Source organism: Paenibacillus sp. FSL L8-0641 (assembly GCF_038006265.1).
Classification (GTDB): domain Bacteria; phylum Bacillota; class Bacilli; order Paenibacillales; family Paenibacillaceae; genus Paenibacillus; species Paenibacillus polymyxa_D.
The window spans coordinates 3,620,580-3,645,348 of the sequence record NZ_JBBOUW010000001.1; the positions used below are offsets into that span (position 1 = coordinate 3,620,580).

Genomic DNA, 24,769 nt, shown 5'->3' on the forward strand with positions numbered 1-24,769 from the left:
CGATCCTCCTTGTCAATTCAGGGAATAGTGAAAAAATGCGCCGAGGTCTCGACAACCGCTTCGTGTTCCATTTGATCTTCTGATCGCTGTTACTCCAGATTCAAATGGACCACTCCGCTGCTGCCTACCACCATCGATCATTTTTTTGCAATGTAGGTGTTGCAGTAAGAGTAAAGCATCTATAGAAATACGCTAAAGATACTGTTGTTATACTATTTTTGCAACTGAGATAACAAACACTCCATCTCTGGATAGCTTGCTCAAATAAATAACGTCCATTCTCCATGCACGGCAAATGCCCCATGAAAGAATGGACGAATACTTCAAACAACTTTACTCATCTATTTTCAGTACCGCCATAAATGCTTCCTGAGGTACTTCTACGTTACCGACCTGCTTCATACGCTTTTTGCCCTCTTTTTGCTTTTCAAGCAGCTTCCGTTTACGAGAAATATCGCCGCCATAACATTTGGCCAAGACGTTTTTACGCATCGCCTTAACGGTTTCACGCGCCACAACCTTTGTTCCTACAGATGCCTGGATCGGCACCTCAAACATTTGACGCGGAATTAGCTCGCGCAGCTTCTCACAGATAATACGTCCGCGATGATAAGCCCGATCTCTATGCACGATGAACGACAGTGCATCGACCTGCTCGCCATTCAACAAAATATCCATTTTCACTAGGTTGGACTGGCGATAGCCTGAAATCTCATAATCAAAGGAAGCATAGCCTTTGGTACTTGATTTAAGCTGATCGAAGAAATCATATACGATTTCAGACAGTGGAATTTGATACGTAATGGTTACCCGTGTCGTATCCAGGTATTCCATATTTACATACTCACCACGTTTGGTTTGACAAAGCTCCATCACCGTACCCACGTAATCATTAGGGACGATAATGCCTGCTTTTACATAGGGCTCTTCCACATGTTCAATCCGTCCGATTTCCGGATAATTCGATGGATTGTCGATCTGGATCGTTTCCCCATTCGTCAACTTTATGCGGTAAATAACACTTGGTGCCGTTGTAATCAGCGGAATGTTAAATTCACGTTCAATCCGTTCCTGGATAACGTCCATATGAAGCAGACCAAGGAAGCCGCAACGGAAGCCAAAACCCAACGCGCTTGATGTTTCCGGCTCAAAACTGAGCGAAGCATCGTTCAGTTGTAGCTTTTCAAGCGCCTCACGTAGATCGTTATACTCCGATGTTTCGATTGGATACAAGCCACAATATACCATCGGATTAATTTTCCGATAACCTGGCATCGGTTCTAATGTTGGATTTTTTGCATCTGTCACTGTATCCCCGACACGCGTATCACCCACATGCTTGATACCGGCAACGATAAAGCCAACATCACCGATGTTCAGCTCGTCCACGATGTTCATACGCGGCATAAAAGCACCAACTTCAATAACCTCAAACGTTTTGTCAGTCGCCATCATTTTAATTTTCGAACCGGCTCGGATACTACCATCCACAACGCGAACATATACGATAACGCCTTTATAAGGATCATAGTGCGAATCGAAAATGAGTGCCTTGAGCGGATTATCCGGATTACCTTGCGGAGCAGGCACACTTCTGACCACCTGTTCCAAAATTTCTTTGATGCCGATTCCAGCTTTGGCTGAGGCATGTACGGTCTCGCTCGTATCCAAGCCGATAACATCCTCGATTTCCTGCTTTACCCGCTCAGGATCAGCACTTGGCAAATCAATCTTGTTAAGCACAGGCAAAATCTCCAGATTGTTGTCCAACGCCAAATATACGTTAGCCAACGTCTGTGCCTCGATTCCCTGCGCGGCGTCTACTACCAGCAAAGCACCTTCACAGGCTGCCAAACTACGGGATACCTCATACGTAAAATCGACGTGTCCCGGTGTATCAATCAAATTCAAAATGTACTCTTCGCCGTCATCGGCCTTATAAGTGAGTCGCACTGCCTGGAGCTTGATCGTAATTCCGCGCTCCCGTTCCAGCTCCATCTGGTCAAGCACTTGCTCCTGCATTTCACGGGAAGTGAGTGCACCGGTATATTCTAGAATCCGGTCAGCCAGCGTGGATTTACCATGGTCTATATGTGCAATGATACTAAAGTTCCGAATTTTACGTTGTCTTGCCAAAATGTCAGTCATGCCTTACCCCCACACAATGCCTAGTGTCAATCAGCTTATTATAGCAGTTGTAAGGGGGGTCAGCAATATTTCTATTCTGTTACTCCATCAAATACAGATACGACCCATCGAATGCCCTGTCTCGACAGGTTTTGAAGCAACCCAGCTGTTTTGTCCGCCATGGTATCCACCGAGGCTTGCTGTCCCTTGACGGCTAGCAGTTCACGCGGTGTCTCCAGACCCTGAGTATTGACATGTTGCGCAGTCGTCGAATACCATCTGGATGCTCCGAGCTCCGTCTGTTCCTCATTTTCTTCCCTTCCACCAGCTTCATTTATACCCGCTTCCGTTTTCGACTCAACCTTAACTTCTCCACTTGTGCTATACGTACCGCTATATGCACGAGCGTTAGCTGCGGCTGCGGGTGTGTCCTCAATAATCGTCTGTTCATATCCAACTTTCTGTTGATTTACCGATTGAATCGTATTCCCTCCGTTCCATTCCGGCCCATACACTGAACGCAGACCAGATCCTGCCAGTTGCATACCAAGAAGAATACCTGCCCCCATAAGCAGTACAAATCCAAGTGCTTTCTTACGAAAATGTCCAGACATTACCTTCCCCCCTTACCGCTACCTCATTTAATTGCCGCTGTTGCTCTTTTTTGTACCCGATACATTAGTGCCCGCTTTCTGAGCTTTCTGATCTTCCCAATACACTTCACCGATCATGTCCGCCAAAACGTCCGAGGTCCGTTTCAACTCCTCCTCGGTGTTATCAATACCCCCGATTTCAATTAAAATGCTATGCGAAGACAAGCTTTGATTGTATTCACCGTTGTTGCCTTTGCCACCATCTTTCCCCCATACACCACGTGATACGCCATGATACGATTTTTCCAGCTTTTCATGAATACGAGCAGCAAAGGCTTCATTTTCGCGCCAATTTTTGTTGTCATGTCCGATAATAAAATACACCTTGGCATAAGAAAGTCCATTAATGGTTGCTGTTGTTTTTCCATGACGTTGTGAATCCCGGTGGATATCAAGCAAATAAGTTAAACCTTTATTTCCTGCTAAAGCTTCCTTGACTGTTTCGCGTGAATATTTATAGGAATAGTTCCAATTGTAATTTTGAACTGTAGTAGCATAATCCTTGTTTACATGCAGTGTGGATATCCCCTGCTTTTCCAGCCTCTTCTTTACAAAGTCCCCTACCCTTGACACATTGGCCGATTTAGAACCTGAATTGGGATTGGAACTGGTTTTGCTAAGTAGTGGGTTATATGCTTCTCTGGGATGAGAATGGTAGATTAATATGCGCTTGTCCCCTTTGGCCGTATCACCTGGATGATCCTCACGTACCGGATCTGTTTCCGGTGTTGTCGGAATATTCGGCGTATTAGTCGGTGGGTTCTCAGATGCATCTGAGCCACCAGGAGCATCCGTAGGTCCCTGATCGGGCTGATAATCCGTAGGACCCTCTACCTTGATGTTCCCCGAACCCTTGCGCAGCAAGACAGGTGCTCCCGCAGACATGCCAGGAATCTCACGAGAAATGAGACTTTTGGGATCCTGCGGATTAATGCCTGTAAGCATCTGAAATACAAAAGGCGACCATTGTTCACCCGACAACGAAGATTGCTGCTTCTTTTGTGCCAAATGAGGTACTTCCATACCTAGCATATCCGCAAAAAAACCGCTGGACACCGAGCCTGCCAATCCTTTCATCGAAGAAACAGGAGATGTTTGTAGACGATTTTCTGCCAATCCCCCTAGCCCCAAAATGACAAATAAAAGCGCCGAGCCCATGATCAGCAGCACAAGCGTATGTCCCATCGCCAAAATTTCGATACCTTTTCTTCTCCATCTTCCGACGTTCCAGGTCTGAATTTTTTTCATGTGAGCCTTGTCCTCCTTCGTCCCGTCGAAACCCGCTTTATATTTGGAACATAGGGTTCCTATCTGCTGCGGAAATCTCTTATATTTCAACTCTATGAACGGAGAACAATTACTAGAACACAAAAAATCTCTACCACAGGTATATCACCTCCCTTTTTGAAAGAGATTAGATTCCTGTTAAATAGAGACTTTTGTGGGAAATACGATTTTATCAACCCTTGATTAATGCGTATATGCGGCGACATTGCCAGGATCCACAGCTTCGTGCAGAGCAGCGTTCAATCCAGTAGCAATGATGTTCGCGATATCTTCAATAAATTCATCAATTTCTTTAGGAGTCACAATCAGATCATGTCCCAGCGGTTGCAGTACCTCTCTCACCAGCCCAAGTCTCTCAGGTTCTGAAATATCGTCCAGCATCCCCAGGATTGCTTTTGTAGAAGCCTTTTCTTTGGTAAAATGTGTTTTCATCAGTTCAATTACGTTATTGACAATGGTCGAAGCGTAGCATACCGTTGGAACGCCGATAGCGATACACGGAACACCCATAATATCCTTGGTGATACCGCGCCGCTTGTTGCCAATACCTGAACCCGGATGTATCCCGATATCGGCCACCTGAATGGTCGTATTGACACGCTCCAGTGAACGTGACGCCAGTGCGTCAATGGCAATAATCAGTTCTGGCTTTGTGCGATCCACGATGCCTTGAACGATTTCACTGGACTCAATCCCCGTAATACCCAGGACGCCCGGCGCAATTGCGCTCACATCCCGATAGCCCGGGTTGATTTGATCAGGTGTCAGTTCAAAAAATTGACGAGTCACCATCAAATTCTCAACGACAAGCGGACCAAGTGAATCGGGAGTGACGTTCCAGTTGCCCAGACCTACCACCAGTACCTTTGCCGTATTAGAAATCCCTATTTTTTGTATAAAATGCTCCATTTCTTTTGCAAATGCAATAGCTACACGTTGCTGGAGCCCCGTATCGCCTTCACGCAAGCCGGGTACTTCCAGTGTAACGTAATGCCCTTGTACCCGCCCGATACGGTTGGCTCCTTCTTCATTCAGTACATCCAGCCGTGTGATTTTGATTCCGTCATCTTCCTCCACGTTCTCACTTATGCCCGCCAGAGGTACAGGCTGATCCCGTTCGGCCAATTCTCTTGCCTCTAATGCCAAATCCGTGCGTACCGCGTACTTCTGCAAATCCAGATCCATCTTTTGAGCCTCCTTGGATGCCATCTTTGACTATAGTGTGCGAGACACCCAACAGGTTTATGCACATCCATTTTCATCCTGTAATTCGCATCGCCTCAGAATGTTTTCTTATTGCAATTTGAGGTGTGGCATGCTAAAATATTTTAAGTTGTGAAACGTTTGTGTTCATAAGTAATGCCTTTACAGGAGGTGAATGTAATGCCAAACATCAAATCCGCTATCAAACGCGTTAAAACTAGCGACAAACGCCGTGCGTTGAACGCTTCTCAAAAATCCGCGCTTCGTACAGCAGTAAAAGCTGCCGATACAGCGTTGGTAGGTAACGAAGCTGAAACTGCTGCTGCTGCTTTCAAAGTAGCTTCCCAAAAGCTGGACAAGGCTGTAACTAAAGGTCTGATCCACAAAAACGCAGCTGCTCGCAAGAAATCTCGCTTGGCGAAAAAACTTAACGCTCTTACAGCTCAAGCGTAAGCAAGAGCTACTTTCATACGTTAATGAAAAAAACCTGACCAGCCTTGGCTGATCAGGTTTTTTTAGTTTATAACTTTTATTTGTTTACAGCATCAGCGTTCTGCGCTACATAAGCTGACTCTATTAGCAGCACATGAGTGGAATTAGATCGAAGCCCCCGCACCCATTTTCATCAAAAACAGCTCCAATCCCAGTACCTTGTCAACGACACCTGTTTTCATATGATAATCCAGCTCGCCCAATTCGTAGAGAAGCTGACGTAGCTGCTCAGGGCGGAACCTCCGCGCTTGGTCCCCTGCAACTTTCACCCCATAAGGATGCAAACTAAGCTGACTCGCAATTTGTTGCTGGGAATAGCTTTGACCTGCCAGCTCTTTGACCTGCAACATAATACGGAACTGTCGCGTGATCAAAGCGGCAATCTTGATCGGTTCCTCTTTTTGCTTAAGCAACTCATAAAAAATACTGAGCGCCTTATCCAGCCGCAAATTAGCCAGATCCTCAACCATCGCAAATACGTTTTGCTCTGTGTTACGAGGCACCAGAGATTCTATATCAGCGGATGAGATCGTTCCCTGTGCTCCTGCGTACAAGCAGAGCTTGTCTATCTCGGCAGCCAAAGATTGTAGTCCGGTACCTGTGAATTGAATGAGGCTTTCAGCAGCTCCTGCAGCCAATTGCACTTCTCTTTCTCCTGCACGCTTATGGATCCAAGCCACAAGATCATCTCCACCCATTGGAGCAAAGGCAATAACCGAAGCATCACTTTTTAGCTTTTTGACAATCTTTTTCCGTTCATCCAACTTTTCAGCCTGAACCGTAAAAACGATGACGCTATAGTCAGTCGGGTTATCCATATAAGTCAACAGCGTCTCAAGCCGGTGCTCTATCTTACCGCTATCTTTGCCTGCTGCAAATACACTGGTATCCCGTACAATAATCAGCTTCTTTGGCACAAGAAAAGGCGCTGTTTCCGCCTCCTCCACGACCACCTCAATTGGCGTTTCGGTTAAATCATAAGGAATGATGGCGAAGTCACGATGCTCCTCTTCCACCACTTTCTCTTTAAGCATCTCAACAAACTGCTTCATTTGGTATTTTTCACTACCGTATAGCAAATACACTGGCGAAATGTCACCTTTGCGAATAGCCTTAGAGGCTGTTTTTACATCCATTTTCCGTTCCCCCCACCCACTGATCGTACCTGACATCCGAGCGGAAGGCAAGTCATGACACAAACGAAGGGACCCTACCTATAGGCAGGATCCCTTCACCACCATCTATATCAACACGGCAGCAGAAAGCTCTAGAAACTTTCGGCCGTCGGGATACGACGTCGGTTCATATAGTTTATTCCCTGTTTTTAAAAATGTGTCAACTTACGGAAACTATTTTCCAGTGCTGCGCGGAACGGTGTACGTATATTTACTTGCAGTCCCATCCTGCTCCGTCTCATACATAAAGGTCTGGCTGTCTTCCGACCAGCTTCCTTTGACCCAGGCACCTTTTAGAGTACGGACTTCCAGTGTTGTTCGGTCTACACCGTTATCGGAAAGCTTATACACTTTCAGCTTTTTGCCCTCAATAGCCACCGCATAGCTACCATCAGGCGAGTTGAGCTGATCTGTAGAGGCAGATTGGGCACTATAGTTGGAAGCATTATTGTTGTCCGGAGAGACCAGTGAATTAGATACAAAGCCTTCTTTACGAACCGGGTCTTGTGACACGGATGATTGCTGATCATTAGAAGCTGCATTGCTGCTATCCGTTCCCAAGGCATTGCCCGAATCCTTGGTGATGCTTCTGGAAGTCGCTTCTTTCGACGCTTCATTTGACGCAATTCGATCCTGTACCTTCAAATCCTGACTAAGCGACGAAGATGAATCATTCGTACTTGTGTTACCATTATTATCGTCCTGAGCAGTACCCGCTAGGGGTGCTTTTTCCATTTTCGGTTCCAACTGTTCCTCAGGAGCAATCGTGGATTGATCAGATTTTTCCTGACTTAGCTGTTTGTCCTCAGATTTAGGAGCATCTCCAGCAGACGGATTTTCCTTTGTCACCTGACGATCCGTACGTAGCTGTCCATGCCCTTCATCCTGACGAGAAGAATGTTCGGCTTGTGCAGACTTCGTCGAATCTTCCTCCCCAGCTCGCTGATCGTCACGTTCCCCAGCATCCCGTTTGGAAGAGTTCTTTTCATCGTCTGCATTAGTTGCACCTTGTTTGCTCAGGCCAGGATCTTTATCCGCAGGTGGCTGAGATGCATCCGTTTCTTGCCCCTGCTCTGACGGCTGCTTTGTAGAATCCGAACCAATGGCTGTATCATGTCCTCCACTGCCATTGGCTGTACCTGGAAGAGTTTCCGTCTGATTCTGCGGATTCGTCACTTCGGGCGACTGGGTAGTAAGTATGCCTTCCGCATCTTGTACTGTTTTAGGCTCGAAGTTAAATACTACAATCCCCAGTACAACAGCAGCGGCAGCCACGCCTATAGCAGCGCGCCCAGCCATTCGATTCCACCAAGGTATAGGCTGGGTACGTTGTCTAGGCACTGGTCCAGGCTCTACAGCCACAGGCTGCATTTCCTGAAGCGCACTTCCCTGCTCTTCACGTGCGCGGTCAATGGCATCAAGCTGAGGCAGGATGGAATCCACCAGGCTGAACGCCGGGGAAACCGCAGGCAATTCCTCCAGCTCGCGAGAGAGTGTCTGAAGAATAAGAAATTTTTCCGCACAGTCCGGGCAAGTCGCAATATGGTTCATTAATTGGGACGTCTCTTCTTCGCCCAGCTCATGATCCACATAACGCTGCATCCAATCCATCACCTCTTCCCCACACTTCATCCTGATACACCACCTTTCTGATATTCCTGAAGTAGCCCTTGCAATTGCTGTCTTGCACGATATAAGTATGACTTGACCGTATTTAGCGGCAAATCCAGAGAATCTGCAATCTCGTTATAGGAGAAATCCTGCAAATATCTTAAGACAATTACCGTCCGGTGGTGCTCCGGAAGCTGTTGTATAGCCTCACGAACATCCTGTGCCATGTAAGAGGTCAACACCTCGACCTCCACATTTTGGGGATCGTTGAATATCATGTCGTGCTCGTCAATGGAAACCGAGGGCTTCGTTCTTCTGAATTTGTCGATGCATATATTCGTTACAATGCGTTGGACCCAGGTTTTAAACTGCGCTTTTTCCTCATAAGAGTTAATTTTGGAATAGATCCGTATGAGGGCTTCTTGTGAAGCATCCATGGCGTCCTGCTCATTGTTTAGAATGTAATATGCCGTACGGTACACATGCTGTTCTATCTCTCTTAATAGGGTAATGAGAGCGTCGCGATCGCCCGATTGAGCGGCTCGAATGAGTCCCTGCTCTACCACAAAGGATCCCCCTCTCCCTGCAATATTACAGACGTATCCCTTTTACAAATTGTTGCAGGATAGACGTCTGACACTAATTTTATTTTTTCAACAAAAAAAATTATACCAAAAAGCCCAGAATCCCCAGCGTATCCTCCCTTAGAATAACAGAAAAAGGGAAGGTAGTCACCTTCCCTTAGCTCCTACTACATCTAAATGCTAGCCTATCGAGCTGCAAGATCATATTGTTACTTCTTGGAAATCAAAAAATCCGATATGCATTCTAATTGATAAGTCAGAGCAATCGGATCTTGAAAATAAAAATCTTCGATTGAGTATTGATATACTTTACCTGATTTAACGGCAGAAAGGTTCTTCACACGCTTTTAGATAAAATATCTTTTCCTTGGCTGCTCCATCACCTCTAATACCCAACATTAAATAAGAAGAGTAATTGTACCTTTATCACTTTCATATGTACGCGTGGTAGCTTCATCTCCAGTTGATGTGGTCTTGGCAGCAGCCGATTGACCGCTTTCCGTTGCAGTCTCACCCCCACTTGTAGCATTGCGCTCAATACCAGCATTAACGAAATGATGAACAAACAAGCTGAAGCTCTAAATTTAAAATAACTCACAATATTTCCCCTATTAATAATGATTCTCATTTTCATAACTCATTTGATTCTATCAAAGCTTACAGCTACTGTCCATGTAGATTGGATTCAAAGCAAACAACACACTCCTAAGAGTGAGCACCCGTTTTAGTGTGTTGTTGTATTCGTATCTGTTTTGTACTGTTTGCGTTGGTACCGCACACTCAGTTTTCCTTGCTGTGCTCGAATCTGTATCTCTCCCATCGTATCGGTTCGATATATAGCAGAATCAACTGCTGACAAACGTTCCAATACCGCTTCATTCGGATGTCCGTAAGTATTGGTCGCACCGACCGAAATGACAGATACTCTCGGTCGCCAGTAGGATAACCACTCTTCCGAGGTAGAATACTTGCTGCCGTGATGTGCTATTTTCATGACATCTATAGCATTCCTTGCCCCTCCCGTTGCTCCCTCATCTTTCAAACGGAATGAAGAAGGGGTTAATTCAGCAAGCAACAATGACTCTGCTGCATCATCCATATCTCCTGTGAACAAAAAGGAGGCTCCCTCCATCTCCAATATCATGGCAACAGAGTAATGATTTTGTTCCTTCATAACAGGCAGCTGTTCAGATTCGTTATCCGGTAGCGTAAACGGATAGAGAAAGCGGATTTTCGTAGCCTGGTCTGGTTCCCATTCCATGCTATGATGTGCCCCGTACAGCTTGATCTGCTTATCTAAAGCCGTGTTCAACAGCTTACGGAATGGAGCTTTATCTGTCAGGGTACCATTAAAAAACAAGGTAGATACGGGAATCTGGTCAAGCACAGCTTGTAATCCTCCGGCATGATCATGATCTCCGTGTGTTAAAATGACAGCATCTAGTCGATGCACACCTCGTTGCTTTAGTAAGGGTACAAGCGTATCTTTACCTACCTCGTAGGGATCTGCACGCTTGCGCCAAGCATTTTTCCCTGTTGAAAAGTCCATTGTCCCCCCGCCATCAACCAAGATATGTTTCCCGCCCGGCGTTGTGATTAAAATGCTGTCACCTTGGCCCACATCCAGATATTGAACAATTCCCGTATTACCCTCACCATGAGATTGGTAACCTGTATACAATATTCCAAGCCAAGCAATAACACTTAGAGCCAGTGCCAAATGACGATAACCATTCCACTGTCGACGCGCAAATCTCCCTGCTCCCTCAGGTTCAAGAGCCGTATGCAATATAGCCGCCCACTCTGAAGAAGCTGCTAATCCTGTATAGATAGTTGATGAATTGGGAGTAGAGTCCAAGACGGTAATGTCGTTCGTTTTTCTGCGGGATGTCAGCCACGTTGTGAGCCAGTACAAAACACTGTACAAAGCTACGTAATACGCTATGACCCACAGAATGGAGGAAGACGGCCAAATACTCACATAAGCATCATCCACATTCAGCCATTTTACTAGTAAAAAGGTCAAATCGTTCAATTGCTCTGCCGGCCAAGCAAAAATGCGAGCCCCATCCCCCCACAAAAAGGCAACTCCCATCGCCACCGTACCCAATGGAAGCACGATATATGTAATAAGAGGTACAAGCACAAAATTGGCCACAAATGATAGCAGCGAAAATTGATTAAAGTAGAATACCGTCATTGGAAACGAAACAAGCTGTGCCGTAATTGTAATCGCAACTTCACCGCCGATCAGGAAAGGCCATTTGGCGAAAAACGGCTTCATAAGCGGCATATAAATGAGCAACCCACCTGTCACCAAAAAGGAAAGCTGAAAGCTGACGCTAAGTAGATAATATGGATTCCAAATCAGCATGAGCAGCGCGGATATACTTAGAATATTAAGTCCGTCTTTGAGCAACCCTCGTCGGGCTGCAAACAAGCCGATCATCGCCATAATTCCTGCCCTCACAACAGAGGCAGAAGCACCAGTCAGCAGGACATAAGCCGGAATGAGTATCATCACGACCGTAAGAGATGTCTCGCGGCTAACTCGTAACAGCCTGAGTAGATATAATAGTGTAGCTGCATATACCGCCACATGCATGCCCGATATTGCTAAAATATGCGTTAAACCAAGCTGCGTAAACTCGTTATAGGTTGCTGGGTCCAACTCATCTGTTACCCCAAGTACCAGTCCTTTCATATATCCTGCGTGATGAAGCGATGTAAATGCCAGTTCCATTCTCTGTCCTAGCTGCTCCCTAAGCTGGTCATTCCACCTGAACAAAGTGTAGCGGTTCCATAGTGAAGCATCCTGCTTCTGTAACGAGGCTGCCCCATCGCCTTTGAAAAACCAGTGGATTTCCTGTGTGTGCAGGTATTCACTGTAATCAAAGCCACCAAAGTTCCCCGCTTTTGCAGGAGCCTTTAAGGTGCCACGCAGTAGGATCGCATCTCCACGTTGCCATGCTGCCGCAAGTTGCTGTTCCTGCTTGGCAGCCAACTTGATATGAACAATGACCTGTTCAGAAATTGGTGCACGATTCTCGTCCTTGTTCGAATGATTTCCGAAGTGATTGATTGAAGTAACTCTCATCTCAAACTGTGTTCGATCACCATCTACCTGCACTTCAGAAGCGATAAACCCTGCTGCTTGAACAGGCATGTCTTCCACCATAGATGACGATACATGAAGAGCATCGGGAATACTGCTAACATTATGCATATCATGCCAAAACCAATGAAATCCACCTCCGCTGAATACAAGCCAAAGTAACACCATATGCCGGATGGGGATTTTCATCAATAAAGCTATAAGCGGAAAGATCAGAGTAATCCCCGCCCAGAGTAACAAAAGCATACGTCCAGAATACAGACATGCTCCTGCACTTCCTGTAATCCAACAAACAGTAAGGGTCAATATAGGTCTAGTTAACACAAGCTTAGCTTGAATACGATCACCTTCCGGTAGCAAACATTGCTTTCTGTTTAAAAACACAAAACAAAAAGAACCTCTGACAAAATAGCATTCGTCAGAGGTTCTTCCTCGTTTACTTTTTAATTCATAACATCCATCAGCGTTTCTTTTGGTGGATGATAGGTCTTCAGCATGCGAAAAGCGATGCCCTTTTCCTCCATCATAGCACGAACCTTGTCGGCATCTTTGGGATAAGGTCGGTGGTATACAATCTCCACAATACCGCTGTTCGCCAACATATTGGCACACGTCCAGCATGGCTGGTCGGTGACATATACTGAAGAGCCTTCACGATCAATTCGGTCAGTAAACAGCAGCAGGTTCTGCTCTGCATGAATAGTGCGAATACAACGCTGCTTTTTAACCATTTCCTCGTGCCCATCACGGTGAACGACCTCATACTCCTCTGAAATCATACAACCTGCCTCTGAACAGTCAGGCACCCCCGATGGTGCTCCATTATAGGCCGTCCCCAAGAGCTTTTTACCTTGTACAAGTACGGCTCCAACATGACGCCGCGCGCAGCGCGAACGGGTGGATACCATATAAGCGATATCCATGAAGTAGGTGTCCCAGTCCTTGCGTACATCTGCACTCATTTCCATCTCTCCCGTATAAACAAGTTAAAACGTAAACCATATCCGCTACCGCCGTTCTCAGGGTATAAACATTGTAATTATTACATAAGTTACAAGCTGACATACGGCTTCATTTTCGCCAACATTTTAGCTCCGATTCCTTTTACATGATCCAAATCATTCACACGTTTGAACGCCCCGTGCTGATTGCGGTAGTTCAAAATAGCCTCGGCTTTCTTAGACCCAACCCCTGGTAGCTCCATTAACTCGGCAGCAGTCGCCGTGTTGATGTTTACCTTTTTTTCGCCGGAAACGGGTGTAGTAACCGAATCACTTACCGTATTGGTCCTACTCGTCGTTGCACCACTCGAACTGACAATACCTGTGTCTGAGGTCGGATCCGCAACACCTGACTGCTTTACAGCACTCGAATTTCCCGCAATAGAGTTTCCGCTCACAGCAGCAGATACACCAGTAGATATCTGCACAGTATCACTTTTCACTTTGTAAGCGGCTTCGGCATTCCTACTGCGCTCAGCTTTGTCTGAAGGTTCTTTTACAGCAGGCTTTTCCTGGGCATAGTCACTGCTGCGCTGCGACTCATTTGGCTCTGAATCCATCGCCACAGCCTGCTCCACCTTATGGTTAAGTAAAGTCCACTCTTCTTGCGGCTCAGAACGCTGTCCTCCGGCAAATAAAATAAGTCCACTGCCGATTACAGCAAGCGTTATCGCTGTTCCTGTCCATACGCGTTTCATTTCCGTATCGTCCCCTACTCCACATGGATTCGGGAAATTGAGCCGACTGAAAACACCGTCTCTATCAAACAGAGCACGTCTGTCCAATTCCCGTTTAGCCGGAGGATGTAAACAACCTCCATACGGTCTCGCTGTGAGCATTTTTACAATAAAGTGGTACGACCCCGGGCACGATCTAACATGCTCAGACATAAAATTCGTCATGTCGGCCAAGACCAGGCGCATACACTAAGAAGAATGACAGCTGACAGCACAGCGTCTATACCGCAAAGTATGAAAGGAGGACGTTGAACAATGAAAGTTGGATTTATCGGGACTGGCAGCATGGGAAGTCTGCTAATTGAGTCTTTTATTCATTCTAACGCACTCAAGCCGCAGCAAATATCAGCAAGTAATCGAACGCATTCCAAGGTAACCGAGCTAGCCCGTCGTTATCCAGGTTTGCATGTAGCCCAAAGCAACCGTGAAACGGCAGCGGAAAGCGATGTTCTGTTTATCTGTGTGAAGCCGCTGGAATCAAAAGCCGTAACGGATGAAATACGCAACGTCATTACAGAAGAGCAAATCGTCGTATCTATCACAAGCCCGGTGCAGATTCGTATTTTAGAGCATGCAATGAAAGCTAAAGTGTCCAAAATTATTCCCAGTATCACCCACCAAGTAGGCAGCGGAGCCTCACTATGCATCCATGGAAGCCGGATTACAGAGGAGGATCGCTTCCTTCTGGAAGAGCTTATGTCCCACATCAGCAGGCCGATTCGGGTTAAAGAATCTTATACTCGGATCACGTCGGATTTTTCGAGTTGTGGTCCTGCTTTCTTGGCCTTTTTTATGGACCAGTGGATTCAAGCCGCAGTTCAAGCTACAGGTATGGACCGCACGGAGCTATGCGCTCTGGCCGGTGAAATGATCATCGGCACTGGAAAGCTGCTCACGGAAGGCGGGATGACACCAGCCGAGTTACAGGCCAGAGTAGCGGTTCCCGGAGGTATTACCGCCGAAGCTCTCGCACTGTTGGACATCAGCCTGCATAGTGTCTTTCCCGAGCTGATACAGGTAACGCACAACAAATATGAAGAGGACATGCAAAAGATAGATGTCTCCTTCGGCTTAAAGCCAATTAACCGGCAACAATATTAACCAGCTTACCTGGAACAGCAATTACCTTGCGGATCGTTTTGCCGGCCAGTGCCTGCTGAACATTGTCCAACGACACAGCGAATGCTTCCATCGCTTTAGCATCAAGATCCTTGGCAATCGTTGCACGCTGCACAATTTTACCATTCACTTGCACAACAATTTCCACTTCGGCGTCCACCGTCCATGCTTCATCATAAGCAGGCCAAGCCGCGTAGGTAATGCTATCATTGTGCCCCAGCAGCTGCCACAATTCCTCGGCCAGATGGGGTGCAAGCGGCGACAGCATTTGCACGAAGTTTTCCATTGCTGCACGCGGCAGAAGGTCTGCTTTATATGCATCGTTGGTGAAGATCATCAGCTGGCTGATCGCTGTATTGAAGCGCAGTGCATCCAGATCTTCAGTTACTTTTTTCAGCGTTTTATGCCAAGTACGATTGAACTCATCGCTACCGCCGTCATTTGTAATTTTATCGTTCAGGCTACCATCCTCGGAAACAAACAGGCGCCATACGCGGGACAGAAAACGATGTGCTCCCTCTACCCCATTCTCATTCCATGGCTTGGTCGCTTCCAGCGGCCCCATAAACATCTCATAAATACGCAGCGTATCGGCGCCAAACGTATTGACAATATCATCAGGATTAATGACATTACCGCGTGATTTACTCATTTTTTCATTGTTGTTACCCAAAATCATACCCTGGTTGACCAGCTTATAAAAAGGCTCTTTCGTTTCCACTACGCCGATATCATACAATACCTTATGCCAGAAACGGGCATACAGCAAGTGAAGAACCGCATGTTCAGCTCCGCCAATATACAAATCAACAGGCATCCATTCACGTTGTTTCTCTTTGGATACAAGCTCTTTGTCATTTTTCGGATCAATAAAGCGCAGGTAATACCAGCAACTTCCTGCCCATTGCGGCATTGTATTCGTCTCGCGACGTGCTTTCATACCTGTCTCAGGATCAATGGTTTCCACCCAATCTGTTGCGTTCGCCAGCGGGGATTCACCTGTACCTGAAGGCTTAATATTGTCCATCTCCGGCAGTACGAGCGGAAGTTGGTCCTCAGGAACCGTTTTGATCGTTCCATCCTCCAGATGAATTACCGGAATCGGCTCGCCCCAATAGCGTTGACGGCTGAACAGCCAGTCACGCAGGCGGTAGGTGACTTTGCCGTGTCCTTTGCCCTCGGCTTCCAGCCATTCAATCATCTTCGGAATCGCTTCCTCGTTGGTAAGTCCATTCAGCGGGCCTGAATTCACGTGCGGTCCATCCTCAGTATATGGCTCATTAGCCACATCTCCACCTTGGACAACCTCAATGATATTCAATCCGAATTGCTTGGCAAATTCCCAGTCACGCGTATCGTGAGCAGGTACAGCCATAATCGCTCCAGTTCCGTAGCCTGCCAGTACATAGTCAGCAATCCAGATCGGCAGCTTTTCGCCGTTCACTGGGTTCACTGCATAAGCTCCTGTGAATACGCCTGTTTTATCCTTGGCCAGATCCGTACGCTCCAGATCGCTTTTACGAGCAGCTTGTTCACGGTACTGTTGTACAGCATCCTTTTGCTCAGGCGTAGTGATAATATCCACCAATTCCTGCTCTGGTGCCAGCACACAGTAGCTTGCGCCGAACAGTGTATCTGGGCGAGTTGTAAATACTGTGAGTTGCTCGTCATAGCCTTCAATCGGAAAACGAACCTCTGCCCCGGTAGACTTACCGATCCAGTTCCGTTGCATATCCTTAATACTCTCAGACCAATCCAGTTCCTCCAGATCATCCAGCAGACGATCCGCGTATTCCGTAATTTTCAGCATCCATTGACGCATTGGTTTACGGACGACCGGATGACCGCCACGCTCACTCTTACCGTCAATAACTTCTTCATTCGCCAGCACCGTTCCCAGCGCTGGGCACCAGTTCACAGGTACTTCAGCTACATATGCAAGGCCGCGCTTGTACAGCTGGATGAAGATCCATTGTGTCCATTTGTAATAATCAGGATCCGTCGTGCTGATTTCACGATCCCAGTCGTAGGAGAAGCCGAGCGATTTGATTTGACGGCGGAAGTTATTTACGTTTTTCACCGTAATTTCGCGTGGGTGCTCCCCTGTATCCAGCGCATGCTGCTCCGCAGGCAGACCGAAGGCGTCCCAACCCATCGGATGCAGTACGTTGTAGCCGCGCATTCTTTTATAACGTGAAACAATATCCGTAGCTGTGTAGCCCTCCGGGTGGCCTACATGCAGGCCGGCTCCAGATGGGTACGGAAACATATCCAAAGCATAAAACTTCGGTTTGCCCGGTTCTTCCCCGGTGCGGAACGTCTTGTTCTCATCCCAATATTTCTGCCATTTTGGTTCAATACTTTGCGGTTGATAGCCGTGCTTCGGCTGTGTGTCTGTCATTGTCTTTTCCTCCTCAAACGGTATGCAACAAAAAAACCTCTGCATCCCGTAGCGTGTCAGCGCTAGGGACGAGAGGTTATATTCCCGTGGTACCACCCTAGTTAGCAGAAAGCGTTCTTCGCGTTCTACTCCCTTTGCACCTGATAACGGAGGTGATCCGATGCGGGTTAATAACAGGATACAAGCACCAGTATAGGGCGTTCCTGCGTTGGACGCATATCTCCGAGGCGAGTTCACTTTGTGCTGTCAACCGGCTTGCACCACCCGCCGGCTCTCTACATGTCCAGACAAAGCTACTATTCCTCATCAGCGATTGTTTAACCGTTAATAATGGCACTATTATATTGAAAACCGCGAAAAAAGTCAAATAAGGACTACCTTTGGTGTTAAGAGCCCTCTCCATACTAATTGTTCATGACACATGCATACGAATGTTTTATAATAATTCCGAGTTAAATCGCTTCAAATTGAGATGAGTTGAGATAAGAAAGGTGAGCTGAGAAATGGCACAGATTAAAATTTACGGAATAAAAGAGACTCTAAATCCAATCAAAAAGCAACTTTCAGAGGTGATTCATTCTGCTGTGATGGATGCGCTCAAATATCCTCCTGACAAGAGGTTTCATCGTTTTTTTCCTATGGATCAGGAAGATTTTATATATGCCGATGGTCGCTCTGAGGCGTACACCATTATTGAAATCAGTATCTTTGAAGGCAGAACGATAGAAGCTAAGAAGCAACTCATTAGCCTGTTATTCCAAAGAATTAACGATCTTTTGGGTATTTCTCCACAGGATCTTGAGATTACTATATTTGAAACACCCAAACAGAACTGGGGCATTCGGGGTGTACCGGGTGATGAGCTTCAGTTGAACTATAAAGTGAATATATAAGTGCAAAAAGACGCCCTTCATGTCATCATGAAAAGCGTCTTTTTTTCCCATATTCGTTCAATGAATCTTTGCTATTTTACAGCAACATAAAACAGTCTCGCCGCGTCATCTTCTGCTTCTACCCATTCAAAATCCGCATATACCTTCACATCGCGAAAACCCGCTTTGGACAATTCTGCCTTCATCCAGTCTGGGTCATAGGCACGTTGTACATGTATTTCCTCGAAACGCTGGTATAGATCGCGTCCTTCATGTTCTGCTTTCGCAAAGATACTAAGATGATGCTCAATTTCACAACGGGGAGTGTCCAACGCACATGTCCAGATATATGAGATAGAGCGTTCGTCCAGTACGAAAGGCTGCTCTTCATCATAACGTAAAAACGTCTGGGGATGATGCACATCGAACAAAAAGGTTCCGCCAGGCTTCAGACCAGCATGCGTTCTGCGAAAAGTAGAAATGATATCTTCTTCCTCCAACAAGTAATTCAGACAATCGCAAAAAGAAATTACAGAATCCACAGGCTCGGGTAAAATCCATTCTCTCATATCCTGCTGTATCCAGCGAACGCTTCCCTCACGAAACAATCGCTGTCCCTGTGGAGTAGTTTCCATTTTGCGACGGGCTACTGCCAGCATGTCAGAGGATAAGTCGATTCCAGCCACTTCGAACCCTGAATTAACCAGGGGAATCGTAATTGAACCCGTTCCGCAGCCCAGCTCGGCCACCGTATGCGGCATCCCGTACTGATCCCAAGCCTGCCGTGCAAAGCGCAACCAGTCCGGGTACGGCATGTCCTGCATCAGCTCATCATACACATAGGCAAACTTCCGGTAAGAAGCCATTTTTTATTCCCCATTCCCGTCCTTCGGTTTCGGCATTTTCTCCACCAGGTAGGTCCAGTTTTCCTTTTGTGTAACCATTCCTTCCTTCATCAGCTTGCCCATCGCACGCTTGAAGGCGGATTTACTAATACCAAACCGTTGCTTGATAATATCGGGTGGTGTTGCATCGGAGTAAGGCATGCCGCCGCCCGGACGCTCTTTCAGAAAAGCAATCAACCGATCCGCATCCTCATCACGGCCCACTTCCTTGCGTGGCGACATTGCCAGATTGACCCGACCGTCTTCGCGAACAAGCGTGACCCGTACCTTAACCTCTTCGCCCAAGCGAAGCATCCGGTTGCGTTCTGAGGAGTGAATCATCCCAATCGCGCCAAAACCAAGCACCCCTCCGTCCACCAGAACGAATGTACCCATTTGAAGCGGCTTGTACACAGTCGCCTGCACCCACGTATTCAGCCACGAATCAGGGGCGTGGAAGCACAACGGAGCCAGTTCCTGTTCCCCTGCCAGCTTAGCCCGCAATCTGCCTTGCTTGTCATGCTCCATAATGGCATACACGTAGTCGCCCACCCGAGGATGCAAATCTCGGTTTTCTGGCAACTCACGAATTGGCAGCAAAAGCTGACGACCCAATCCCATCTCCAGGAAACAACCCAAACGCGGGTGCACATCGGCCACCTCAAGCTTAGCCATTTCGCCCAACGACAAGAACGGCTTTTTCATGGTTGCGGCCAAACGGTCCTCTGTATCGTGAAAAATAAATACCTCCAACCGTTCACCAACTTCAATTTCACGTGTCAGCTCCGTATAGTGCAGCAGCACATCCTGCTCACCAACAGTGAGAAAGTAGCCGAAAGGAGATACCTCACGATCCACCATAATGGTGACATAAGTACCGGCGATCAAACTCATACCTTTTCCACAACCTTAGCATCCGACCAGAGTCGTTCAATGTTGTAATATTCGCGCTCGTCGCGATGGAAGACATGCACTACGACATCCCCCAAATCCATTAGAACCCAACGGGCGGAATCCATTCCTTCGATTCCTTTGATAGTTACACCTTCATCATGAGCGCGTTTGCGAATTTCTGTTGCAATCGCCTGTACCTGTGTATCCGAATTACCGTGGCAGATGACAAAATAATCAGCTACTAGTGATATTCCCCGCAAATCCAGTGCGACAATATTCATTGCTTTTTTATCATTTGCGGCATCAACCGCTGTTTGCATTAATTGCTCATTAGTTAGGGTCATTCATGAACCTCCGTTTTTCTCTGTTTTAGTTGTTGAATCAAGTCATTGCGCGACAAGACTGTCAGTGGAAAAATAACCTTTTTCTTCTCCAGCAACAATGAAATTGTGGAGTCAAATCCAGCGACAAGGCCCTGCTCCAAGCTTTTCTTTGCCTGTTTACGGATATGCTCAACCCCGGGGAAATCCCGTCCCGGTTCGATGTAATCAGCGAGACACACGACTTTGTCCAGCAGACTCATACCTACGCGTCCTGACGTATGCCAGCGGATCGCATTCCTTATTTCAGGATCATCCACTCCGTAATCTCTTGCTGCAACGCAGTATCCTACCTCTGAATGCCAGAGCTGCTTGTCATGTTCCAAAAGCCCCTGATCACATTCGGGATGACTGCGAATCACCTCTTCCATCTGCTGAACAGGCCAATATTTCGCTACATCATGCAAAATAGCCGCCAGTTCGGCCTTATCCGGATCTGCTCCATAGCGCTTCGCAAGCTCCACTGAGGTATGCATAACACCTAGTGTGTGCTTCCAGCGTTTTTCAGGCATTTGACCAGATACGGCTTCCATTAATTGCTCACGGCTGTACTTCATACAAACCGCCCCTTGTAATATAGTCATGCACTCGATCAGGCACAAGATAACGGATAGTGCGCCCTTCCGCAGCACGCTCTCGAATATCCGTGGACGAAATGTCCACCACTGGCATATCCGCCAGCAGTACCTTGTCCTGCAAATAATGCGGCAACTCATCCATTGCAAGCTGGAATCCTGGGCGCCGAACACCAATAAAACAAATTCGCTGCGCCAGTTCCTCAATTCCCTGCCAATGAGGCAAGTAGTTCACCATATCCGCACCAATAATAAAATAAAAATCCACAGCAGAATGCAACTCCTGAAGCTCCTTGATCGTGTCAATGGTATAAGATACTCCCCCGCGAAGCACTTCAATATCCAGCACTTCAAAAGCAGGATGACCCGCCACCGCTTCACTCGTCATCTCCAGACGCTCTTTACCGCTCGCCCCCGCCTGATGCTTGTGCGGAGGAATATGAGAAGGCATAAACCATACTTGATCCAGTCCATAGGCATCTCTTGCCGCTTCTCCAGCCAGCAGATGTCCAATATGAATCGGGTCAAATGTACCACCCATAATACCGATTTTCATAATTTTCTCCCCGCGTGTTATCCTCTAGGCAACTCAATTTCCTTATGATCACGGGATTCTTTGTACAAAATAATAGTGCTCCCGATGATCTGAACAAGCTCTGAACCTGTCTCCGCGGCCAGTTCTTCCGCAATTTCATGCTTGTCGTCCAAACAGTTGTTCAAAATTTGTACTTTCATTAGCTCACGCTTTTCAATCGCATCGTTGATGTGACGCATAAGATGCTCATTCGTACCGTTTTTGCCTACTTGAAAAACCGGGTCCAAATGATGCGCCATTGATCGCAGATATCTTTTTTGTTTACCTGTTAACATGTATATTTAACCCCTTCGTCGCCACATATGCAATGCAGCATTTCCATAATTTTAATGTACCCTCTTACTTACGACAGGCTACTCAGCACAGCCGCTCTCATTTGTTCTACAGCAGGGACAACCCCTGTAAAATATTCAAAAGCCACAGCCCCCTGGTACACGAACATGCCCAAGCCCCCATGTACAGTGCAGCCGCGCTGTTCACGGCTTTCCTGCAAAAGTCTCGTTTCCAACGGGTTGTAGATCAAATCACTCACAATGATTCCTTCCGGAATCAAGCTCGTTTCCAGTGGAAGTTCATCCGATAAAGGAGACATTCCCACTGAAGTTGTGTTAATCAACACATTCACTGTGGCGAGCACGCTCTTGGCATCCTCGTTGGAATAACCCCTCACTGGGATCGCTTCCGTCGTCCACTCTAATGCCAGTTGCTCAGCTTTGTCACGTGTTCGGTTCAAAATAATGACCGATTCCGGTTGCTCCTCCAACAGAGCATGAATCACGCCACGAGCAGCCCCTCCGGCTCCAAGCACAGCAATTCTTGCGCCCTTCAACTCGACAGAAGTCTCTTCTTTGAGGGAACGAACGTAGCCAATTCCGTCCGTGTTATAGCCCTTAAGCCGTCCATTATCATTCACTATCGTATTGACAGCGCCAATGAGTCTGGCCCCTTCATCAATCTCATCCAGATATTTCATAACCTCGACTTTATGGGGAATCGTCACATTGACTCCGCGGAAATGTAAAGCGCGAATCCCCTTCATGGCATCTTCCAGCTGATCCGGTTTTACATGAAGAGGTACAAAATCTCCTTCAATCCCCGCTGCCTGCAAAGCTATTTTATGCATAAGAGGCGATTTGGAGTGCTTGATCGGATCACCCAATACGCCCAATAGTACAAGACCTTGTTCGGTCGCTTCAGACTCCCCGCTGTTCATCGTCGCTCTCCCCCATATTGCAAAATATTAGGCCGCACAAATATATGAATGGCGGCAGGAACCAGTACCTGTTCCTTGCCGCCCTATAACATGGTTACAGCAACGTTATATCAACGCAGGCCGCAAAAGCACACGGACTCCCCGAGGAGCATGAACCGCAATCAGAGCTCCGTTCTCGCTATTTACCCTAATCCATCCCAAACCGGAAATATAAATGTCCGATGGAGATTTGCGTGGCACGCGGAACTCATGTCTTGTCCATTCCGGCATCTCTGCCAATTGATCGCGTGTTGGCGGAGATAACAATTCCCCGGCATGATCAGCGAACAACTGATCAGCTCGCTCCAGCTTCGTGCGATGTATCTTAAGACCACCGTTAATGTAGCAGGTAAAAGATTGGTGCTGACCGTCAACAAAATCAAATCGGGCCATACCGCCGAAAAACAATGTTTGTCCGGCATCAAGCTGATACGCAGCAGGCTTCAGCGGCTTGTCCGGCATTATAGCGCTCAAGTCCTGACGGGAGACGATCTCACTGAATCGCCAAGGGTATACAATACCCGGAGTATCAATAATGTGCTTGCCGTCGTCGAGCGGAATATTCACCATATCGAGTGTAGTTCCCGGGTAACGGGACGTTGTGAGTTCCTGCTCCATATCGCTATAATCACGAATCAATCGGTTAATGAGCGTGGATTTACCCACATTTGTCGCTCCCACCACATATACATCGCGGTTACCACGGAGCTCAGATACCACATCCAAAAGACGGTCAAAGCCCTGATTTTTTTTAGCTGAGCACAGTACGATTTCTTCCGTGCGAAGCCCTTGCTCCTTCGCTTGCTTTTGTACCCAGTTACGTACCTTGTTCCAATTCGTTACCTTAGGCAGCAAATCGGTCTTGTTTACAGCCAGTATAACCGGATTAGAGCCTACAAAGCGTTGCAGACCGGAAATCAAGCTACCTTCAAAATCAAAAATATCTACAATGTGGATAACGAGTGCATCCTTGTCGCCGATCTGGCTGAGCAGCTTTAAGAACTCATCTTGATCCACCGTCACTGAAGACGTTTCATTATAGTTTTTGATTCGGAAACAACGCTGACAGATGACAGGTTCGCGAGTAAGCAATTTTTCAGGAATAAATCCCGGAAGCTCCGAGCTAGTGGTCTGCACGGTGATACCGCAACCACTACATTTGACGGCAGTGCCGCCGTCAGGTCTTTCAGTCATTCTTCTTTTCCTCCTCAAGCCATAAGCCTTTCTTACGTAACCTTGTGAGCGCGATTCGCTCCAACCGCCGATTAAATCGAGTCATGACTCCTTCATCATGAATGGATATCGGTAGCACCAACACCGTATGCAACCCCAGTCGGTTACCTCCCAATACGTCCGTCAACATTTGGTCTCCGACCATAATAGTCTCTTCCGGAGTCAGCCCCATCATACGGATGGCTCTACGGAAAGACGAGTTGGAGGGCTTCCGTGCGGCATGTATAAATTCAATGTCCAAAGGCGTAGCAAACACGGATACACGGTCCATATTGTTGTTAGACACGATGACAAGCTTAAAACCCGCCTGTTTGACCTTCTCAAACCAGGCCACCAGCTCGGGAGTTGCATTCGGCGCTTTTGCGCCGACCAGCGTGTTATCCAGATCCGTAATAATGCCGCGATATCCTTGAGCATATAAGCCTTCAAGATCAATATCAAAGACGGTATTCACCCGTAATTTGGGCATCAGCATTTCAAACAACGTCGGTCACCTCAGTTTCATACGACAAACTATACCATATTACTATGGCTTAGTAAAAAGCTATCCGCAACAAACGGACAGCTTTTTCACTAAAT

25 protein-coding genes and 1 other annotated feature are annotated in these 24,769 nt (G+C 47.0%); of the genes, 3 read left to right on the plus strand and 22 right to left on the minus strand.

What is annotated here, in order from left to right; genetic code table 11:
• Nucleotides 1-333: 333 nt before the first annotated feature.
• The 4 genes from lepA to gpr all read right to left on the minus strand — a co-directional run bounded on the left by lepA (nucleotide 334) and on the right by gpr (nucleotide 5,252).
• Nucleotides 334-2,148 (minus strand): translation elongation factor 4, encoded by a 1,815-nt coding sequence (gene lepA, locus MKY16_RS16340; RefSeq protein WP_029515362.1) that lies wholly within the window; start codon nucleotides 2,146-2,148, stop codon nucleotides 334-336.
• Nucleotides 2,149-2,219: 71 nt separating this feature from the next.
• The gene (locus tag MKY16_RS16345; RefSeq protein WP_340956163.1) at nucleotides 2,220-2,741 is read right to left on the minus strand and encodes a hypothetical protein; all 522 of its coding nucleotides are present in this window, start codon (nucleotides 2,739-2,741) and stop codon (nucleotides 2,220-2,222) included.
• Nucleotides 2,742-2,768: 27 nt separating this feature from the next.
• Nucleotides 2,769-4,028, minus strand: coding sequence for a stage II sporulation protein P (locus MKY16_RS16350; RefSeq protein ID WP_340956164.1), 1,260 nt, complete (start codon nucleotides 4,026-4,028; stop codon nucleotides 2,769-2,771).
• Between the two features lie 222 nt (nucleotides 4,029-4,250).
• Nucleotides 4,251-5,252 (minus strand): GPR endopeptidase, encoded by a 1,002-nt coding sequence (gene gpr / locus MKY16_RS16355; protein ID WP_029515365.1) that lies wholly within the window; start codon nucleotides 5,250-5,252, stop codon nucleotides 4,251-4,253.
• Nucleotides 5,253-5,450: 198 nt separating this feature from the next.
• Here gpr and rpsT point away from each other — a divergent pair, with 198 nt between their 5' ends.
• Entirely contained in the window at nucleotides 5,451-5,723 is a 273-nt protein-coding gene (gene rpsT, locus MKY16_RS16360; protein ID WP_013311181.1) for a 30S ribosomal protein S20, read from the plus strand.
• A 143-nt stretch (nucleotides 5,724-5,866) separates the two neighbouring features.
• Here rpsT and holA read toward each other — a convergent pair whose 3' ends face one another.
• The 8 genes from holA to MKY16_RS16400 all read right to left on the minus strand — a co-directional run bounded on the left by holA (nucleotide 5,867) and on the right by MKY16_RS16400 (nucleotide 13,946).
• Complete coding sequence (gene holA, locus MKY16_RS16365) at nucleotides 5,867-6,898, minus strand: DNA polymerase III subunit delta (protein WP_029515366.1); 1,032 nt, start codon at nucleotides 6,896-6,898, stop codon at nucleotides 5,867-5,869.
• Between the two features lie 213 nt (nucleotides 6,899-7,111).
• Nucleotides 7,112-8,569, minus strand: coding sequence for a zf-HC2 domain-containing protein (locus MKY16_RS16370; protein ID WP_340956166.1), 1,458 nt, complete (start codon nucleotides 8,567-8,569; stop codon nucleotides 7,112-7,114).
• Nucleotides 8,566-9,114, minus strand: coding sequence for an RNA polymerase sigma factor (locus MKY16_RS16375; RefSeq protein ID WP_013311184.1), 549 nt, complete (start codon nucleotides 9,112-9,114; stop codon nucleotides 8,566-8,568). Before MKY16_RS16375 ends, MKY16_RS16370 begins: the two co-directional genes overlap by 4 nt.
• Nucleotides 9,115-9,517: 403 nt before the next feature.
• Nucleotides 9,518-9,730: a hypothetical protein gene (locus tag MKY16_RS16380; protein WP_069010454.1), complete on the minus strand. Its 213-nt coding sequence runs from the start codon at nucleotides 9,728-9,730 to the stop codon at nucleotides 9,518-9,520.
• Between the two features lie 126 nt (nucleotides 9,731-9,856).
• Nucleotides 9,857-12,430, minus strand: a complete 2,574-nt coding sequence (locus MKY16_RS16385; RefSeq protein WP_340957580.1) for a ComEC/Rec2 family competence protein — start codon at nucleotides 12,428-12,430, stop codon at nucleotides 9,857-9,859.
• A complete protein-coding gene (locus tag MKY16_RS16390; protein ID WP_238794850.1) occupies nucleotides 12,360-12,512 on the minus strand; it encodes a hypothetical protein in 153 nt (50 codons plus the stop codon). The genes MKY16_RS16385 and MKY16_RS16390 overlap by 71 nt, the downstream gene beginning before the upstream one ends.
• 178 nt (nucleotides 12,513-12,690) lie before the next feature.
• Nucleotides 12,691-13,209 carry a deoxycytidylate deaminase gene (locus MKY16_RS16395; RefSeq protein WP_069010453.1) on the minus strand — a complete coding sequence of 173 codons (519 nt, stop codon included), beginning with the start codon at nucleotides 13,207-13,209 and terminating at the stop codon, nucleotides 12,691-12,693.
• An 89-nt stretch (nucleotides 13,210-13,298) separates the two neighbouring features.
• Complete coding sequence (locus tag MKY16_RS16400) at nucleotides 13,299-13,946, minus strand: ComEA family DNA-binding protein (protein ID WP_340956169.1); 648 nt, start codon at nucleotides 13,944-13,946, stop codon at nucleotides 13,299-13,301.
• Between the two features lie 294 nt (nucleotides 13,947-14,240).
• On the opposite strand from MKY16_RS16400, the gene comER reads away from it, so the two are divergent.
• Nucleotides 14,241-15,086, plus strand: coding sequence for a late competence protein ComER (gene comER, locus MKY16_RS16405; RefSeq protein ID WP_340956172.1), 846 nt, complete (start codon nucleotides 14,241-14,243; stop codon nucleotides 15,084-15,086).
• On the opposite strand, the gene leuS is transcribed toward comER, so the two are convergent.
• The gene (leuS, locus tag MKY16_RS16410; RefSeq protein ID WP_250260885.1) at nucleotides 15,067-17,505 is read right to left on the minus strand and encodes a leucine--tRNA ligase; all 2,439 of its coding nucleotides are present in this window, start codon (nucleotides 17,503-17,505) and stop codon (nucleotides 15,067-15,069) included. The two genes, comER and leuS, sit on opposite strands and share 20 nt — an antisense overlap.
• A 61-nt stretch (nucleotides 17,506-17,566) precedes the next feature.
• Nucleotides 17,567-17,824 (minus strand) — a binding site (T-box leader).
• Between the two features lie 184 nt (nucleotides 17,825-18,008).
• Here leuS and MKY16_RS16415 point away from each other — a divergent pair.
• Nucleotides 18,009-18,398 (plus strand): tautomerase family protein, encoded by a 390-nt coding sequence (locus MKY16_RS16415; RefSeq protein WP_165148965.1) that lies wholly within the window; start codon nucleotides 18,009-18,011, stop codon nucleotides 18,396-18,398.
• Nucleotides 18,399-18,469: 71 nt separating this feature from the next.
• On the opposite strand, the gene MKY16_RS16420 is transcribed toward MKY16_RS16415, so the two are convergent.
• The 9 genes from MKY16_RS16420 to MKY16_RS16460 form a co-directional block, all read right to left on the minus strand.
• Nucleotides 18,470-19,243: a class I SAM-dependent DNA methyltransferase gene (locus MKY16_RS16420; protein WP_307347115.1), complete on the minus strand. Its 774-nt coding sequence runs from the start codon at nucleotides 19,241-19,243 to the stop codon at nucleotides 18,470-18,472.
• Between the two features lie 3 nt (nucleotides 19,244-19,246).
• Nucleotides 19,247-20,155: a CvfB family protein gene (locus MKY16_RS16425; protein ID WP_029515375.1), complete on the minus strand. Its 909-nt coding sequence runs from the start codon at nucleotides 20,153-20,155 to the stop codon at nucleotides 19,247-19,249.
• Nucleotides 20,152-20,499, minus strand: coding sequence for a ribosome silencing factor (gene rsfS / locus MKY16_RS16430; RefSeq protein WP_013311194.1), 348 nt, complete (start codon nucleotides 20,497-20,499; stop codon nucleotides 20,152-20,154). The genes MKY16_RS16425 and rsfS overlap by 4 nt, the downstream gene beginning before the upstream one ends.
• Nucleotides 20,496-21,092, minus strand: coding sequence for a bis(5'-nucleosyl)-tetraphosphatase (symmetrical) YqeK (yqeK, locus tag MKY16_RS16435; RefSeq protein ID WP_340956178.1), 597 nt, complete (start codon nucleotides 21,090-21,092; stop codon nucleotides 20,496-20,498). Before yqeK ends, rsfS begins: the two co-directional genes overlap by 4 nt.
• Nucleotides 21,076-21,666, minus strand: a complete 591-nt coding sequence (gene nadD, locus MKY16_RS16440) for a nicotinate-nucleotide adenylyltransferase (RefSeq protein ID WP_029515377.1) — start codon at nucleotides 21,664-21,666, stop codon at nucleotides 21,076-21,078. The genes yqeK and nadD overlap by 17 nt, the downstream gene beginning before the upstream one ends.
• A gap of 17 nt (nucleotides 21,667-21,683) precedes the next feature.
• A complete protein-coding gene (yhbY, locus tag MKY16_RS16445) occupies nucleotides 21,684-21,980 on the minus strand; it encodes a ribosome assembly RNA-binding protein YhbY (RefSeq protein ID WP_013311197.1) in 297 nt (98 codons plus the stop codon).
• Nucleotides 21,981-22,048: 68 nt separating this feature from the next.
• Nucleotides 22,049-22,918, minus strand: coding sequence for a shikimate dehydrogenase (gene aroE / locus MKY16_RS16450; RefSeq protein ID WP_103049579.1), 870 nt, complete (start codon nucleotides 22,916-22,918; stop codon nucleotides 22,049-22,051).
• Nucleotides 22,919-23,023: 105 nt separating this feature from the next.
• Nucleotides 23,024-24,151, minus strand: coding sequence for a ribosome biogenesis GTPase YqeH (gene yqeH, locus MKY16_RS16455; protein ID WP_340956182.1), 1,128 nt, complete (start codon nucleotides 24,149-24,151; stop codon nucleotides 23,024-23,026).
• The gene (locus tag MKY16_RS16460) at nucleotides 24,144-24,674 is read right to left on the minus strand and encodes a YqeG family HAD IIIA-type phosphatase (RefSeq protein WP_013311200.1); all 531 of its coding nucleotides are present in this window, start codon (nucleotides 24,672-24,674) and stop codon (nucleotides 24,144-24,146) included. Before MKY16_RS16460 ends, yqeH begins: the two co-directional genes overlap by 8 nt.
• Nucleotides 24,675-24,769: the final 95 nt, after the last annotated feature.

What these genes read in the sequence shown, in the direction of transcription:
- MKY16_RS16425 (WP_029515375.1), bottom strand. Translation starts at nt 20,155, where the DNA reads ATGAGTTTGATCGCCGGTACTTATGTCACCATTATGGTGGATCGTGAG.
- MKY16_RS16350 (WP_340956164.1), bottom strand. Translation starts at nt 4,028, where the DNA reads ATGAAAAAAATTCAGACCTGGAACGTCGGAAGATGGAGAAGAAAAGGT.
- rpsT (WP_013311181.1), top strand. Translation starts at nt 5,451, where the DNA reads ATGCCAAACATCAAATCCGCTATCAAACGCGTTAAAACTAGCGACAAA.
- yqeK (WP_340956178.1), bottom strand. Translation starts at nt 21,092, where the DNA reads ATGAAGTACAGCCGTGAGCAATTAATGGAAGCCGTATCTGGTCAAATG.
- gpr (WP_029515365.1), bottom strand. Translation starts at nt 5,252, where the DNA reads ATGGATCTGGATTTGCAGAAGTACGCGGTACGCACGGATTTGGCATTA.
- yqeH (WP_340956182.1), bottom strand. Translation starts at nt 24,151, where the DNA reads ATGACTGAAAGACCTGACGGCGGCACTGCCGTCAAATGTAGTGGTTGC.
- lepA (WP_029515362.1), bottom strand. Translation starts at nt 2,148, where the DNA reads ATGACTGACATTTTGGCAAGACAACGTAAAATTCGGAACTTTAGTATC.
- rsfS (WP_013311194.1), bottom strand. Translation starts at nt 20,499, where the DNA reads ATGACCCTAACTAATGAGCAATTAATGCAAACAGCGGTTGATGCCGCA.
- MKY16_RS16395 (WP_069010453.1), bottom strand. Translation starts at nt 13,209, where the DNA reads ATGAGTGCAGATGTACGCAAGGACTGGGACACCTACTTCATGGATATC.
- MKY16_RS16390 (WP_238794850.1), bottom strand. Translation starts at nt 12,512, where the DNA reads ATGTCTGTATTCTGGACGTATGCTTTTGTTACTCTGGGCGGGGATTAC.
- MKY16_RS16415 (WP_165148965.1), top strand. Translation starts at nt 18,009, where the DNA reads ATGGCACAGATTAAAATTTACGGAATAAAAGAGACTCTAAATCCAATC.
- MKY16_RS16345 (WP_340956163.1), bottom strand. Translation starts at nt 2,741, where the DNA reads ATGTCTGGACATTTTCGTAAGAAAGCACTTGGATTTGTACTGCTTATG.
- MKY16_RS16400 (WP_340956169.1), bottom strand. Translation starts at nt 13,946, where the DNA reads ATGAAACGCGTATGGACAGGAACAGCGATAACGCTTGCTGTAATCGGC.
- comER (WP_340956172.1), top strand. Translation starts at nt 14,241, where the DNA reads ATGAAAGTTGGATTTATCGGGACTGGCAGCATGGGAAGTCTGCTAATT.
- MKY16_RS16370 (WP_340956166.1), bottom strand. Translation starts at nt 8,569, where the DNA reads ATGAAGTGTGGGGAAGAGGTGATGGATTGGATGCAGCGTTATGTGGAT.
- aroE (WP_103049579.1), bottom strand. Translation starts at nt 22,918, where the DNA reads ATGAACAGCGGGGAGTCTGAAGCGACCGAACAAGGTCTTGTACTATTG.
- holA (WP_029515366.1), bottom strand. Translation starts at nt 6,898, where the DNA reads ATGGATGTAAAAACAGCCTCTAAGGCTATTCGCAAAGGTGACATTTCG.
- MKY16_RS16420 (WP_307347115.1), bottom strand. Translation starts at nt 19,243, where the DNA reads ATGGCTTCTTACCGGAAGTTTGCCTATGTGTATGATGAGCTGATGCAG.
- leuS (WP_250260885.1), bottom strand. Translation starts at nt 17,505, where the DNA reads ATGACAGACACACAGCCGAAGCACGGCTATCAACCGCAAAGTATTGAA.
- nadD (WP_029515377.1), bottom strand. Translation starts at nt 21,666, where the DNA reads ATGAAAATCGGTATTATGGGTGGTACATTTGACCCGATTCATATTGGA.
- yhbY (WP_013311197.1), bottom strand. Translation starts at nt 21,980, where the DNA reads ATGTTAACAGGTAAACAAAAAAGATATCTGCGATCAATGGCGCATCAT.